This is a genomic window from Chitinophaga sp. SVR4-12A, from assembly GCF_056754765.1.
On record NZ_JBPGWP010000001.1, the window covers coordinates 2431310 to 2445815 of the forward strand.

At 49.5% G+C, this 14506-nt stretch carries 16 protein-coding genes; 3 read left to right on the plus strand and 13 right to left on the minus strand.

The features are described from left to right. Positions 1-63: 63 nt before the first annotated feature. The 6 genes from ACR9Y8_RS09910 to ACR9Y8_RS09935 are packed head-to-tail and all read right to left on the minus strand — an operon-like array spanning position 64 to position 4515. Positions 64-846: an L-fucose dehydrogenase gene (locus tag ACR9Y8_RS09910; protein ID WP_481213096.1), complete on the minus strand. Its 783-nt coding sequence runs from the start codon at positions 844-846 to the stop codon at positions 64-66. Positions 847-863: 17 nt separating this feature from the next. Further along, the gene (locus ACR9Y8_RS09915) at positions 864-1694 is read right to left on the minus strand and encodes an amidohydrolase family protein (protein WP_481213097.1); all 831 of its coding nucleotides are present in this window, start codon (positions 1692-1694) and stop codon (positions 864-866) included. A 16-nt stretch (positions 1695-1710) separates the two neighbouring features. Continuing rightward, complete coding sequence (locus tag ACR9Y8_RS09920; protein WP_481213098.1) at positions 1711-2040, minus strand: L-rhamnose mutarotase; 330 nt, start codon at positions 2038-2040, stop codon at positions 1711-1713. 20 nt (positions 2041-2060) lie between these two features. Further along, the gene (locus ACR9Y8_RS09925; RefSeq protein WP_481213099.1) at positions 2061-2915 is read right to left on the minus strand and encodes a fumarylacetoacetate hydrolase family protein; all 855 of its coding nucleotides are present in this window, start codon (positions 2913-2915) and stop codon (positions 2061-2063) included. 27 nt (positions 2916-2942) lie between these two features. Next, positions 2943-3698 carry a hypothetical protein gene (locus ACR9Y8_RS09930; protein WP_481213100.1) on the minus strand — a complete coding sequence of 252 codons (756 nt, stop codon included), beginning with the start codon at positions 3696-3698 and terminating at the stop codon, positions 2943-2945. Positions 3699-3732: 34 nt separating this feature from the next. Further along, positions 3733-4515 (minus strand): SDR family NAD(P)-dependent oxidoreductase, encoded by a 783-nt coding sequence (locus ACR9Y8_RS09935; RefSeq protein WP_481213101.1) that lies wholly within the window; start codon positions 4513-4515, stop codon positions 3733-3735. A gap of 115 nt (positions 4516-4630) precedes the next feature. On the opposite strand from ACR9Y8_RS09935, the gene ACR9Y8_RS09940 reads away from it, so the two are divergent. Continuing rightward, on the plus strand, positions 4631-5329 hold the full coding sequence (locus ACR9Y8_RS09940; protein WP_481213102.1) for a M15 family metallopeptidase: 699 nt from the start codon (positions 4631-4633) through the stop codon (positions 5327-5329). 68 nt (positions 5330-5397) lie between these two features. On the opposite strand, the gene ACR9Y8_RS09945 is transcribed toward ACR9Y8_RS09940, so the two are convergent. The 6 genes from ACR9Y8_RS09945 to leuC are packed head-to-tail and all read right to left on the minus strand — an operon-like array spanning position 5398 to position 10858. Further along, the gene (locus ACR9Y8_RS09945; RefSeq protein ID WP_481213103.1) at positions 5398-5769 is read right to left on the minus strand and encodes an alpha-isopropylmalate synthase regulatory domain-containing protein; all 372 of its coding nucleotides are present in this window, start codon (positions 5767-5769) and stop codon (positions 5398-5400) included. Next, complete coding sequence (locus ACR9Y8_RS09950; protein ID WP_481213104.1) at positions 5769-6902, minus strand: 2-isopropylmalate synthase; 1134 nt, start codon at positions 6900-6902, stop codon at positions 5769-5771. Before ACR9Y8_RS09950 ends, ACR9Y8_RS09945 begins: the two co-directional genes overlap by 1 nt. Before the next feature lie 32 nt (positions 6903-6934). Beyond that, positions 6935-8014: a 3-isopropylmalate dehydrogenase gene (gene leuB / locus ACR9Y8_RS09955; RefSeq protein WP_481213105.1), complete on the minus strand. Its 1080-nt coding sequence runs from the start codon at positions 8012-8014 to the stop codon at positions 6935-6937. A 19-nt stretch (positions 8015-8033) separates the two neighbouring features. Beyond that, positions 8034-8633 carry a 3-isopropylmalate dehydratase small subunit gene (leuD, locus tag ACR9Y8_RS09960; RefSeq protein ID WP_481213106.1) on the minus strand — a complete coding sequence of 200 codons (600 nt, stop codon included), beginning with the start codon at positions 8631-8633 and terminating at the stop codon, positions 8034-8036. A gap of 32 nt (positions 8634-8665) precedes the next feature. Further along, complete coding sequence (locus ACR9Y8_RS09965; protein WP_481213107.1) at positions 8666-9412, minus strand: methyltransferase domain-containing protein; 747 nt, start codon at positions 9410-9412, stop codon at positions 8666-8668. 48 nt (positions 9413-9460) lie between these two features. Further along, positions 9461-10858, minus strand: coding sequence for a 3-isopropylmalate dehydratase large subunit (gene leuC, locus ACR9Y8_RS09970; protein ID WP_481213108.1), 1398 nt, complete (start codon positions 10856-10858; stop codon positions 9461-9463). Between the two features lie 236 nt (positions 10859-11094). On the opposite strand from leuC, the gene ACR9Y8_RS09975 reads away from it, so the two are divergent. Together ACR9Y8_RS09975 and ACR9Y8_RS09980 are read left to right on the plus strand one after the other, a co-directional pair. Beyond that, positions 11095-12648, plus strand: coding sequence for a hypothetical protein (locus ACR9Y8_RS09975; protein ID WP_481213109.1), 1554 nt, complete (start codon positions 11095-11097; stop codon positions 12646-12648). A 164-nt stretch (positions 12649-12812) separates the two neighbouring features. After that, the gene (locus ACR9Y8_RS09980) at positions 12813-13373 is read left to right on the plus strand and encodes an NADPH-dependent FMN reductase (RefSeq protein WP_481213110.1); all 561 of its coding nucleotides are present in this window, start codon (positions 12813-12815) and stop codon (positions 13371-13373) included. A gap of 1 nt (position 13374) precedes the next feature. On the opposite strand, the gene ACR9Y8_RS09985 is transcribed toward ACR9Y8_RS09980, so the two are convergent. After that, positions 13375-14487, minus strand: coding sequence for a hypothetical protein (locus tag ACR9Y8_RS09985; RefSeq protein ID WP_481213111.1), 1113 nt, complete (start codon positions 14485-14487; stop codon positions 13375-13377). Between the last annotated feature and the right edge of the window lie 19 nt (positions 14488-14506).

Consider the following 14506-nt stretch of genomic DNA (forward strand, 5'->3'; position numbering starts at 1 on the left):
AAAAGCTGTTAGCTATTGGCTGCCGGCTACTAGCTAAAGGCTAACTGCCAGCAGCTGGTAGCTTTAAGAAATCGATCTGTCCAGATGAGTATACCCTCCATCCACATAAACGATCTGCCCTGTAGTATGCGAAGAATGCGCAGAGACCAGGAACACGGTCATAGCGGCAATTTCTTCAGAGGTGGTCATTCGCTGTTCCAAAGGTATTTTGGATACGATGGATGCGAGCCTTTCTTTCGGATTGGGCAGGGAATTGATCCAGGTTTCGTACAGGGGTGTCCATACTTCAGCAGGGATCACGGTGTTTACCCGGATGGAGTAAGGCAGCAGCTCTACCGCCCATTCGCGCGTCAACGCATTGATAGCGCCTTTGGAAGCAGCGTAACCGGAGGTGTTACCCTGACCGGTGGTAGCAACTTTAGAACCGATATTCACCACGCTGCCCTTGTTCTTTTTCAGCTCAGGCAATGCATAGTGCACCAGGTTGTAGTAATGTGAGAGGTTCTTCTGCAGGGAAGCCATGAATTTCTCCGGGCTGCCGCTTTCCAGCCCTACCCCATCGTTCACACCGGCGTTATTGATCAGGGCGTGAATGGTGCCGAACTGTTTTACGGTAGTGTCTATCACCTTACGGCAATCCGCTACCTCGCCCAGTTCTGCCTGGATGCCGAAAGCTTTGCCGCCGGCGCTTTTAATAGCCTGTACGGTTTTCTCATTGTCTTCCGCATTTCTGCCGGCGATAACGGCAATGCCGCCTTCTGCCGCTACGAGCTTGGAAATTGCTTCTCCTATACCCTTGGCGCCGCCGGTAACGATCACCACTTTATCTTTTAATCCCAGATCCATAAAATATTTTTAATCGTTTACGATAGTTTATAAAATGCTGCCGCGTTGCCGCCCATGATAGCAGCTTGCTCTGCAGGGCTTAAACGGCTGATATAATCTGTTACAATACCTTTTACCTGTGCGTAGTTAGCGGCCAGCAAGCATACCGGCCAGTCAGACCCGTACATCAGCCTTTGCGGGCCGAATGCCTCCAGCACCACATCCAGGTAAGGCTGAAAGTCCTTTGCTGTCCAGCGCTGCCAGTCGGCTTCCGTTACCAGGCCGCTCAGCTTACAGTATACATTCCCGGATTGTGCGATGGCCCGCATGCTTTTTTCCCAGGCGGCAATGTCGCCGGTTTTACAGTAAGGCTTTGCCATATGATCTATTACCAGGCGATGATCCGGGAACAGCTGCACAAATTTTTCCACTGCGGGCAACTGTATCGGGTACACGAGAATATCGTAGCTAAGATCATATTGCATGAGTGTGTGCACGCCTTCGCAGAAATCTTCCCGGAGCAGGAAGGCAGGGTCAGGCTCTCCCTGTACGATGTGGCGAAAGCCTTTCAGCTTTTCGTATTGTGAAAAGTGCTCCAGCCTTTCGGAGAGATTATCTGCACGGAGGTCTACCCAGCCTACCACGCCTTTTACAAAAGGATGTGTTGCGGCGAGGTCCAGCAGGAATTGCGTTTCGTCTTCGGACTGGTCTGCCTGTACGGCCACACATCCGTGCACGCCGTTCTCTTGCAGGATGGTATGCAGGTGTTCCGGCAGAAAGTCAGACTGGATCACTTTCATATCATCGGTGATCCAGGCGTCTTTTACCGGATGGTATTTCCAGAAATGCTGGTGGGAATCTATGACCATATCAGTTTTGATGCTTTCATAACGAGAATATCTTGTCCATCATCAGCCACTTCTCGCCCGGTTTGGCGAGGGGCAGGGCCTGCTGGTATTTCCACATGAGCTGCTCCCATTCCTGCACTTTAGGATTGGCAGCGTCGGCAGCGGCTTTCTGTTCAAAAGAGAAGGTGTCGTTCACCTCCATGATCATGAACAGGCGGTTCATGATCCGGTAGATCTCCATATGTTCGATCCCGCTGCCGGTGATGCTCTGTTTTATCTCCGGCCATACTGCCTGGTGATGTTGTTCATATTCTGCTATCAGTTGCGCGTCATCTTTCAGGTCCAGCGCCAGGCAATATCTTTTCATAACTTGTATTATCAGGGTGATTATTTCTTCCAGGCGTATGCTTTTTGAGAAGAGGTGCCCAGGCCGTCGATGCCCAGTTCCATTACGTCGCCTTCCTTGATGTATACCTGCGGGTTCATACCCAGGCCTACACCTGCGGGCGTTCCGGTAGAGATCACATCGCCGGGCAGCAGGGTCATGAACTGGCTCAGGTACGATACCAGGAAGGGTATTTTAAAGATCAGGTTGGAGGTATTGCCATCCTGTACTTTTTTACCGTTGAGGCTCAGCCAGATCTTCAGGTTATTAACGTCTTTAATCTCGTCTTTGGTCACCATCCAGGGGCCCAGCGGCGCAAAGGTATCGGCGCTCTTGCCTTTTACCCACTGGCCGTTACGCTCCAGCTGGAATTCGCGTTCGCTGTAGTCGTTGTGCAGGGCATAACCGGCAACATAATCCATTGCTTCTGCTTCTTCCACATAAGTGGCTTTCCTGCCGATGATCACGGCCAGTTCCACTTCCCAGTCTGTTTTCTTACTATTCTTCGGGATGATGAGATCATCATTGGGGCCTACCAGTGAAGAGGTGCTTTTGAAGAATACGATCGGTTCTGTAGGGATCTGCATGTTGCTTTCCTTTGCGTGGTCGGCATAGTTCAGGCCAATGCAGATGATCTTGGAAGGACGTTGAATGGGCGATCCCAGGCGTGCGTTCTCAGGGATGCGCGGGGCGCTGCTGCTATTGACGGCCCACCATTTAGCCAGGCGATCCAATCCATTGGAAGCAAAGAACTGCTCACCAAAATCTTCTCCGAAAGCGCTTACATCAAAGCTTCCGTCTGCTGTTACAATGCCTGGTCTTTCTTCGCCCGGCTGTCCGAATCTTATCAGTTTCATGTAGTCTGAGTTTCTTTAATTGTTGTATCAATACACCCGTCTTAACGACGTTACATTCAGGTGCCCGCCTTCCACTTTTATATCATATACACCGTCAAAGCCATCATCTCTCATCAGGCCCATTATGCAATGGCTGGGCTTATCTGTCAGCTGTATCTTAGGCGTGTAGCCCTTGGGCACAGCGACGGTCAGCGTTTTATTGGCGCCGCCATATTCCGTATACAGCTGTACAGAATCCTTGGAACCGGCGGCCGGCTCCAGGCGCACAATAAAATCTGCTATAATGGTACCTGAATTCAGGTTATGCTTATAATTGTCAGTCAGGTCTGTTTTCGCTTTCACCGTTGTTTTACCGAGGCCCAGCTCACCTTCTGCGTAGTGCCATATCGCTTCGGGAGGCGTACCTACGTGGAAAATCTTCAGCTCTCCGTCGTCGCCTACGCTGGCGTGATAGTAGCGGGTAACGCGGCTTTGTTTGAGCACGCCTACGTACACGCTGTTGGGCTTATCCCATACGGTGCGGTAGAGGTCTGCCGAGTCTATATCTTTTGCCAGGGGCACTTCGAAAGATTTCTCTTTCTCTTTACCGGCGATAGCGAAACGGATCTTTACCTGGGTGGTGTCGTCTTCGTGTGTAAATGACACCTGTACGGAACCGTCTGGTTTTGCAGGCGTAAAGCCGGCAGCGGAATCCTGTTCATTGGCGGATGGGGTACCTGACTGACAGGCGCCCAGACCGAGGGCAATGATGGCGCTGAAAACTGCTGTTCTTAAATATTGCATGATGGGTATTTAATATCCTGCAAGATAAGCCCTATCAGTTATTCAATTTTGTAAAACCACCATCTATCGGGTAATCACAGCCGGTAATAAAGCCTGCCTGCTCAGAGCACAGGTAGAGCGACAGCCATGCTACCTCGTCCGGTTTAGCCATACGTCCAATCGGTTGCGTTTTGGATAACTTTTCAAACATCTCCTGTTCCCTGCCTGGATAATTCTTCTGCAGGAAGCCATCTACAAAGGGTGTGTGCACACGGGCGGGTGAAATGCAGTTAACGCGGATGTTGTCATTAATATAATCTTTGGCAACAGAGAGGGTCATGGTCAACACCGCGCCTTTGCTCATGGAATAGGCAAACCTGTCTGGAATACCTACGGTGGCGGCAATGGACGCAACATTGAGGATCACTCCTCCCCCTTGTGCTTTCATCTGTTTGATCACTGCATACATACAGTTATAGGCCCCTTTCACGTTCACCTGGAACACCCTGTCAAAATCTGATTCTGAAGTTGTTTCCAGCTTGCCGATGTGGGCAATACCGGCACAATTCACCAATATATCTATACGTTTAGCCGTGGCCACTATATTGTCCATGGTCTTAATAACTTCTTCCTGCAGCGCTACGTTACAGGCATGTACGGTTGCCTGTCCGCCTGCTGCTTTGATCTCTTCCACCGTTCCTTTCCCGCCGTCCTCATTCAGCTCTACCACGTGTACAGCAGCGCCCTGGGCCGCAAAACATTTGGCGATGGCCTGTCCTATACCGCTACCGGCGCCGGTCACCACCGCCACCTTATTGTCTAACCGAAATAAGTTCATCTTCCCTTAGTTTTAATTTAAGGGTTCTAAAATACCGATTTTAAGCCGGGCTTTGCAATTGTTTTTTAACTGTATTATGTACTTTCTTCGCTAATTTTAAGAAAATTGAATAATTATGGCCCGTTTTTGCCTGGTTTTTGCAACAATTTTACTGTGCAAGGCAGTTGCTGCGCAGGATATCCCTCATAACAAATACGGGCTTCCAGTGGTCAATACCATCGCCCTGTATAAGCAATTGGTGAAGGCGGACAGCAATCAGCAAATGGTGAATATCGCCAGGTACATACAGGATATACGAATGGATATCCGGTATGCTACCCGCAACAATTTTACGAAACGGGTATTATACCGCAACCCGCTGGTATTGTTACGGCGCCCTGCCGCCAGGGCATTAAAGGCCGTACAGGAAGATATCAGATCAAGAGGATACGGGCTGAAGATCTTTGACTGCTACCGGCCTTACCGGGTAACAGAGAAGATGTGGGAGATCGTTCCGGACGACCGCTACGCGGCTGATCCGAAAAAAGGCAGTGGCCATAACCGCGGCGTAGCCGTAGACCTGACCATTATCGAATTAAAAACGGGAGAAGAGATACCAATGCCTACCGGCTATGATGATTTTACAGAGATGGCTCACTACAGCTCCATCCCGGCCGATCCAAAGGCGAGGGTGAACCGCGCTTTCCTGCGGGAGATCATGGAGAAACATGGATTTGTGGCGCTGGAAACGGAGTGGTGGCACTTCTATTTGCCGGATTATGAAAAGTACCCGTTGATGGATCTGACGTTTGAACAATTAGCCATTAGCCGCTAGCTTTTAGCTATTAGCGAAAGAATGCATTCCCTGGCTAAGAGCTAAAAGCTAACAGCTAATGGCTGCTTTTAATATATCTTATTCAACGCGTCTACATACGCGTTCACGCTGGCGCTCACTATATCTGTAGAGTAGCCGAAACCGTAGTAAGACTGCCCGTTATACTTCACTCTCATATTCACTTTACTTACATCTTCGCTACCGCCATGCATGGCCTGGATGCTGAATTCATCGAGATCGATATCATCTTTAATGATCTCGTGGATGGCGTTGATAGTAGCGTTTACGGGGCCGTTACCGGCAGCACTTGCTTCTCTTTCGTCACCGTTGATCTTCAGCTTCACAGTGGCCATAGGGCGCAGCGGATCACCGCATACTACCTGGAGCAGGGTTACTTTGATGGCTTTATCATCATAGTTCTTTTCATCGCCATCGCCCATCAGCTGTTGCAGGTCGGCATCGCTGATCTCTTTTTCTGGTCGGCCATTGCGAGGAAGCGCTGGTATACTTCATCCAGGTTGATCTTATCCAGCTTGTATCCCAGGCGGTCCAGGTGATGCTTCAGGGCAGCACGGCCGCTACGGGCGGTCAGGATGATAGAGCTGGAGGAGATGCCCACATCTTCCGGGTTCAGGATCTCGTAGTTTTCGCGGTGCTTCAGCACGCCGTCCTGGTGGATACCGGAGCTGTGTGCAAAAGCGTTGCGGCCAACGATTGCCTTGTTAGGCTGCACGGGCATACGCATCATAGTAGATACCAGGGTGCTGATACCGTAGATGCGTTTAGAATTGATGTTGGTATTTAAGCCCAGGCCGTGATGCGTTTTCAGGATCATGGCCACTTCTTCCAGCGAGGTGTTACCGGCGCGTTCGCCGATACCGTTGATGGTGCACTCTACCTGGCGGGCGCCGTTCATCACACCGGCGATGGTGTTGGCAGTAGCGAGGCCCAGGTCGTTATGACAGTGTACGGAGATGATGGCTTTGTCAATGTTGGAGACGTGATCCATCAGGTATTTGATCTTGGCGCCGTACTGGTCGGGCAGGCAGTAACCGTTGGTGTCAGGGATGTTCACCACGGTAGCGCCGGCGGCGATCACGGCTTCGATCATACGGGCCAGGTATTCATTATCAGCACGGCCGGCGTCTTCTGCATAGAACTCAATGTCGTCCACGAATTTGCGGGCGTATTTAACAGCGTCTACCGCACGTTTCAGGATCTCATCGCGGGTGCTGTTAAACTTGTATTTGATATGCATATCAGAAGAGCCGATACCGGTATGGATGCGTTTGCGTTTGGCAAAGCGAAGGGCTTCTGCAGCCGCATCGATATCCATGGTGTTAGCGCGGGTGAGTGCGCAGATCACCGGTTCGCTCACTGCTTTTGAAATTTCTACTACACTCTGAAAATCGCCGGGGCTGGATATAGGGAATCCGGCTTCGATTACATCTACTCCCAGTGCTTCGAGCTCTTTTGCCACCTCTATTTTCTCTACCGTAGTCAACTGGCAACCAGGAACCTGTTCGCCGTCGCGGAGGGTAGTATCAAAAACGTATACACGATTCTTATCCATTGTGCAAGGTATTTAAGTGTAAGGTTGTATTATCAGTTCAGGTTTTCCAGTACTTTAGCGCCCATTGCGTCTGTACCCATAATATAATGGTTCTCGGTATGCTTGTTCGCTATGTCCATGGTGCGGAATCCCTGGCGCAGCGTAGCTTCTACCGCTTTGATGACGCGCTGTGATTCTGTTTTTAATCCGAAGGAGATGTCGAGCATCAGCGCAGCGGATAAAATAGAGGCCAGCGGGTTGGCAATGCCTTTACCGGCGATGTCGTGGGCTGAACCGTGAATGGGCTCGTAAAAGCCATTCGCATCGCCTACGGAAGCGGATGCCAGCATTCCCATGGAACCGGCGATCTGGGAAGCTTCGTCGGTCAGGATGTCGCCAAACAGGTTGCCGGTCAGCACTACATCAAAGCGTTTAGGATCTTTGATCAGCTGCATGGCGGCGTTATCAATGAACATATGTTCTGTTTCCACATCGGGATAATCTTTGGCTACTTCCTGTACTACTTCGCGCCACAGGCGGCTGGCTTCGAGCACATTGGCCTTATCCACAGAGCACAGCTTTTTACGGCGGCTGCGGGCTGCTTCGTAGGCTTTGCGGGCAATGCGCTCTACTTCGTAGCGGTGATAGATCATCAGGTCGGAAGCCATGCTGCGATCGTCACTCCTTTTCTTTTCTCCAAAATACACATCACCGGTAAGCTCGCGGAAGAACAGGATATCAGAACCTCTCAGTATCTCCGGTTTGATGCTGGATGCCTCCAGCAGCTCATCAAACAGTTTGATGGGACGCAGGTTGGCATACAAACCAAGCTCCTTGCGGATCTTGAGCAGCCCTTGTTCAGGCCTTACCTTCAGGGTAGGGTCGTTGTCGTACTTAGCATGACCGATGGCGCCAAACAGGATGGCGTCGCTTTTCTTTGCACGCTCCAGTGTTTCGTCGGGCAGCGGGTTGCCGGTAGCTTCGATGGCCACGTGCCCCATGATACCTTCTTCGAAGCTGAACTCATGTTTGAAATTCTGCGCTATGGACTCCAGTACTTTTTGTCCCCAGGCCGTTACTTCCTGTCCTATTCCGTCTCCCGGAATGACCAGTATCTTTTTGCTTACTCCCATATGTTCGATGATGTGTTTGTCAAAAGTTAAATTCCCTGCTGTTTTCGTATTGCTCAATATTATTGCGCAGACTCAGGAGGTAATCAATATCGTCGTATCCGTTGATCAGACAGGCTTTTTTATATGGGTTTATATCAAAGCTTTCCTGTTCGCCGGTAGCTACTATCCGGATCACCTGGGCTTCCAGGTCTACTTCCAGCTTAGCTTCCGCATCTGCTTCGATAGCGTTGAAGATCTTTTGAAGGAAAGCTTCACTTACCTGAACAGGCAGAATGAAGTTATTCAGCGCGTTGTTCTTGAAGATATCCGCGAAAAAGCTGCTCACTACAACTTTAAAGCCATAGTCGCCGATGGACCAGGCGGCGTGCTCGCGGGAGGAGCCACAACCAAAGTTTTTGCCGGCTACCAGTATTGCTCCTTTATACAGCGGGTTGTTGAGTACAAAATCCGGTTTTGGATGGCCATTGGCGTCGAAGCGCCAATCGCGGAACAGGTTCTCCCCGAAGCCCTCCCGGGTGGTAGCTTTAAGGAAGCGCGCCGGGATGATCTGGTCTGTATCAATATTCTCTATCGGTAAGGGTACCGCTGTAGAAATCAGATGTTGAAAGACTTTCTTCATATACTGTTCTTACACGTAACGTATTTTTTTCTTCAATGTTTTACAGCCGCTACCCGCAGGCGTACATAGTCTGCATACCATTTGCCGTTGCGGAAGCAGGCTGGTCTCAGCGCTTCCTGCGTTTGCTGCAGGATAGACAGGCGCTCATCAGCCGGGATGTTCTCAAAGAAATAGTCGCCAAACATGTCGAACCATTCAATGATGCCATTTTCCGGGTCAGCCAGTTCTGTAAGGCGGTCAAAGCAATGGGCCTGGTGAACACGGAAGCCGTACTTTTCCAGGATAGAGGTATATTCTCCTACGGAGGGAAAGTACCAGCGCGGCTGGTATTGGTAGCCGTGCTGCTGCATGGCTTTATCCAGCGCCTGCAGCAGGGCTTCCACATTACCTTTTGCACCCATTTCGAGCACCAGGCGGCCGCCTGGTTTCAGGTGCTGATACATCCGGGCGGCCACCTGTTCTTTCTCCAGCATCCAGTGCAGGGCTGCGTTGGAGAAAACGGCGTCGAACTGTACGGGCAGTGAAAAAGACGCGGCGTTGGCCACTACAAAGTCCAGCTGCGGAAAGTTTTTCCGGGCGCTTTCGATCATAGTGGCCGAGCTGTCAAGCCCTGTCAGCAGTGCACCGGAACCAGCCAACGTTGCCGTCAGCTCACCGGTGCCACAGCCCAGGTCGAGTATCTTTTCGCCTGGTTGCGGTTGAAGCCATTCAATAAGGCTGCTGCCGTATTGATGTACGAATGCAAAATTGTTCTTATAGAGATCCGCGTTCCAGGACATGTTAATTAGCTGTTAGCTATTAGCTTTTGGCTGTTAGCTGATTAAAGTTCATATCATTTCTCTTACGTCTGTCACCACTCCGGTAATGGCCGCTGCTGCGGCCGTCAGGGGGCTGGCCAGTAAGGTGCGGGCGTTCGGGCCCTGACGCCCTTCGAAATTCCGGTTAGAAGTGGATATGCAGTACATGCCTGCAGGGATCTTATCCTCGTTCATGCCCAGGCAGGCGGAACATCCCGGTTCGCGCAGCTGGAAGCCCGCCGCTTCAAAAATCTTGTCGATCCCTTCTTTTTTGGCCTGTGCCTCTACCTGTTTAGAGCCGGGCACTACCCATACCTCCACATTATCTGCTTTATGTTTACCGGCTACAAAACCGGCCACCATCCGCAGGTCTTCGATACGGGAGTTGGTACAGCTGCCAATAAACACGTAATCCACTTTTTTACCCAGCAGGGCGCTGCCCGGTTCCAGTGCCATATAGTCCAGCGACTTCCTGAAAGACGGCCTTTCCTTATCCTCGATCTGTTCCAGGGAAGGTATATGCTGGGTAACGCCCATGCCCATACCGGGATTGGTGCCGTAGGTGATCATGGGCTCAATATCAGCGGCATCGAAGCGCAGTACCCGGTCAAATTCAGCATCCGGGTCGGAGTGCAATGTTTGCCAGTAAGCTAGGGCCTTGCCCCAATCGGCGCCCTGGGGAGCAAACTGGCGGCCTTTGATATAATTAAAGGTCACCTGGTCGGGAGCTATCAGGCCGCCGCGGGCACCCATCTCAATACTCATATTACAGATGGTCATCCGGGCTTCCATGCTCAGGCTGCGGATGGCTTCCCCGCAAAATTCCACAAAATAGCCCGTAGCGCCGGAGGCGGAAATCTTTGATATAATGTAGAGTATAATATCTTTAGAGACCACGCCTTTCTTCAGCTGGCCGTTAATCTCTATCTTCATGCGCTTAGGGCGGTATTGCAGGATGCACTGGGTGGCCAGTACCTGTTCTACCTCGGAGGTGCCGATACCGAAGGCCATGGCGCCGAAAGCACCGTGGGTGGAAGTATGGCTGTCGCCGCAAACGATAGTCATCCCCGGCAGGGTAATGCCCAGTTCAGGCCCGATCACATGCACGATTCCCTGGAATGGGTGGCCCAGGCCGTACAGTTCTACTCCAAATTCTGCGGTATTTTTGGTAAGCATCTCCACCTGGTGGCGGCTGAGCGCTTCTTTAATAGGTAAGTGCTGGTTGATGGTGGGCACGTTATGGTCTGCCGTGGCCCTGGTTTTTTGGGGGCGGAATACCGGGATCCCTCTTTTGCGCAGCCCGTCGAATGCCTGGGGACTGGTTACTTCATGTATAAAATGGGTGTTAATATACAAGGCATCCGGAAAACCGGGCTTGCTGACGACCACGTGCTGATCCCATATCTTGTCAACTAATGTCTTTCCCATCCCTTAATATTTTTAACCGATTCACATTCAACAGGTTCCAAAAATTTTAAGCCTGGAATTTGTGCTGTGAATTGATCTTTGTTACTTATTTTTACGCTTCCAATTGATTATACCTTCAAATCTAATGGTCAATAGTTAATAGCCATATCGTTAAATTTGCTTTAATTACGATCTTTAAGATCAGGCGAATACTATTAATTGACTAAAAACCAATTCTTTATAAGACTTTAATAACGATGCCCAACAGTCAGCATGACGCTTTATTCATATTAATAAAAACACTAACGAAAGCAGAAAAAAGGAATTTTCAACTGGCTTTCAACAAGAATAACACGAAGGAGGATGTACTTTTCATACAGCTTTTCAACACCCTCGACAAGATGAAGGACTATGATGAAGAGCTGATCCTGAAGAAGATACCTGCCATCAAAAAACAGCAACTCAGTAACGTAAAGGCCCACCTGTACAAGCAATTGCTCACCAGTCTTCGCCTGCTGTACAAGCAAAAAGACCCCTTGATAGACCTGCGGGAGCAGCTGGATTATGCCCGTGTGCTGTACAACAAGGGACTGTATACCCAGAGCCTGAAACTGCTTTCCAGGGCGAAGGCCATGTCTGTAGAGCAGGAGGAAGTGATGCTGACCTATGAGATCGTGGAATTTGAGAAGCTGATAGAATCCCGTCATATTACCCGCAGCCTGGAGAACCGGGCGGAAGAACTCAGCGATGAGTCGCGCCATATAGAACAGCAGCTGACCAGCATCAGCCGCCTCAGTACCTTGTCTTTACAACTGTACGGCCTGTACCTGAAACTGGGTCACGCCCGGAATGAAAAAGACGCGGAGATGGTGAAGCAGTTCTTTGAGGATAACGCGCCTCATATCTCCCAGAACGGGATGAGCTTTTATGAAAAGATCTACCTGTACCAGGCTTATTGCTGGTATTACTACATCCTGCAGGACTTCATCATGTACTACCGCTATACGCAGAAATGGGTGAACCTGTTCAAGGAGTATCCCTCTCTGCTGAAAGCGGATGTAGACATGTACATCAAGGCTATGCACAACCTGCTGACGGCGCATTTCTACACGATGAACGATGAGAAGTTCGTACAGGTACTGCAGGAGCTGGAGGAGTTCATCGACTGCCAGCAGGAGAATTTTAACGAGAATACGCGTACAAACGCATTTGTATACCTGTATACGGCCAAGATCAACCGGCATTTCCTGGAAGGCACTTTCAGCGAAGGACTGGCGCTGGTGCCTGAGCTGGAAGAACGCATTGCAGAGCACCAGCTGAAGGTAGACCAGCACCGGGTACTGGTGTTCTACTACAAGATCGCCTGCCTGTACTTTGGCAGCGGGGATAACAACCGGGCTATTGTCTACCTCAACAAGATCATTCATCTGCGGATAGGCAACCTGCGGGCGGATATTCAGTGCTTTGCGCGCATCCTCCACCTGATAGCGCATTATGAGCTGGAAAATTACAGCCTGGTAGAATACCTGATCAAATCTGTGTATCACTTCATTGCAAAAAATAAAGACCTTGGGCAGATGATGGAAGAGATCCTGAAATTCCTGCGTAAGAATATCTATGCCCATCCCAAGGCCCTGCGCAATGCCTTTGCCGAGCTGAAAGAAAAGCTGGTGCTGATCTCACGGAACCCTTATGAGCGCCGTTCTTTCCTGTACCTGGATATTATCAGCTGGCTGGAAAGCAAAATTGAGGGCGTGCCTGTGCAAGACGTAATCAAGCGGAAATTCCTGAAGAAGGAACCACGTATTTAAATTCAAATAACAAAATCCAAATTTCAAACAAGACAGTAAACTTTTATCCTAAGATAAGAAGCCGGTTATAAAGTGCCTCCTTTGGGGATTTGGAATTTGGAATTTGAAACTTGGCATTTGGATTGCTGATTGTATCTTTACGGCATTGAAAAACCGTATTAATCATGTCTGAAAAACAGTTCCGTTTTATTGCCTTTTCCGGCAGTCTCCGGAAGGGCTCCTACAATACCATGGCCCTTAAGGCAACACAAAAACTCGCTCCTTCTCATATCACCATTGAGCATGAAGATATCAGCGATATTCCCTTCTACAACGCAGATCTGTTTGCCGAAAAATTTCCCGATAATGTAGAACGGCTGGTACGAAAGATCAAAGATGCAGATGGTGTACTGATCGTTTCACCGGAGTATAACTACTCCATTCCCGGCGTGTTGAAAAATGCAATCGATATGTTGTCACGGCATCCGGAAAAACCATTCGACAACAAAGCGGTGGCTATTATGGGCGCCAGCATCAGTGCGCAGGGCACTTCGCGTATGCAGTATCATTTAAGGCAGGTAATGGTGTACCTCAACGCCTATGCAGTGAACAGGCCTGAAGTGATGATCGCTGCTGCTCAAAATAAGTTTGACGCCGAGGGCAACCTGACAGATGACACCGCGAAAAAACTGATCCCGCAACTATTAACTGCATTGAGTGAGCTAAGTGAAAAGCTGAAAGTGTAAATTATTGTACCTGTTCATACTGTGGTTCGTAACGATAATAGCGGACGGTAAAGAGCGTGAAGGCAATGCATTGCAGCAACAGGATCGCCCAGCCGTACAAATATCCCAATGTCATGAACAGCAGCACACAGAAGAGCACAAATACCCAACGCAGGTATTTATCCTGGTCCAGCCGCGGGAAGTATAGCAGACAACGGAACATCAACAACACCGACACGCCGAAGATCATCAACATGATCCAATGCCAGTTGTTATACGGTAATGTATGTATGATGAGCAATCCAAGTTCAGGCAGCAATAAAACGCCATAAGTGATTGCCAGCGCAGTGTATCTTTTCCAGAGCGGAATGGGTAAGGCACGTGTAAAGGGCAGGAACTGATCTTCAAAATGACGGTGATCAAATACGACAATGGTATGCAGCAAAGCGGCGATGAGTGTTCCTGTTAATACAGCTCTCACATCATAATCACTTCCTTTCATCAATGCGAATGTAGCCAGCAGCACTACACAGGAAAACACCTTTAATACCAGTAAAGAACGAGTGCGGTTGGTGGCTAGCTCATAGACGTAGAATAAGGGCAATGGTTTGCGGAAGTTGCGATTCATCCATTGCTGCCATCTATGATAGAAGAAAACGGCGCCGGGATGTTTGACGAGGTAAGTGTAGATCCATACCGGGCCGTAGCACATGACTAAGTTGAATACTACAAGGATGATGGCTGCAGCATAATATTGTTTCGTCGATGCTATGATGATAGCCAGGCTGCAATATACCAGTACGGGTGCATACATTCCAAAATGTACGCCCAGCCATATACGCCGTTGCCTGGCGCCGGCAATGCCGCCGATGGTTTGATACAGGAAAGCAAATTCTTTGTTGTTCAAAGTAGCCAGGACATACCAGATACATTTCAAATTGTATAATAGCCAAAGGCTCAATCCCAATAATAAGCCGCCTGTGTTACTCACAATACCCAGCAATAACCCGTAATGATAAGATATTAACTGTCCGCCCTGTACAACGCCAAACAACAAATAGAACAGCAGGAAAAAGAAACCTGTGTTCTGTGCGTAAAAGCGGGTAGTAAATATGCGGTTCAGCACTTTGGTCATATACGTTTACTTTTTTTAA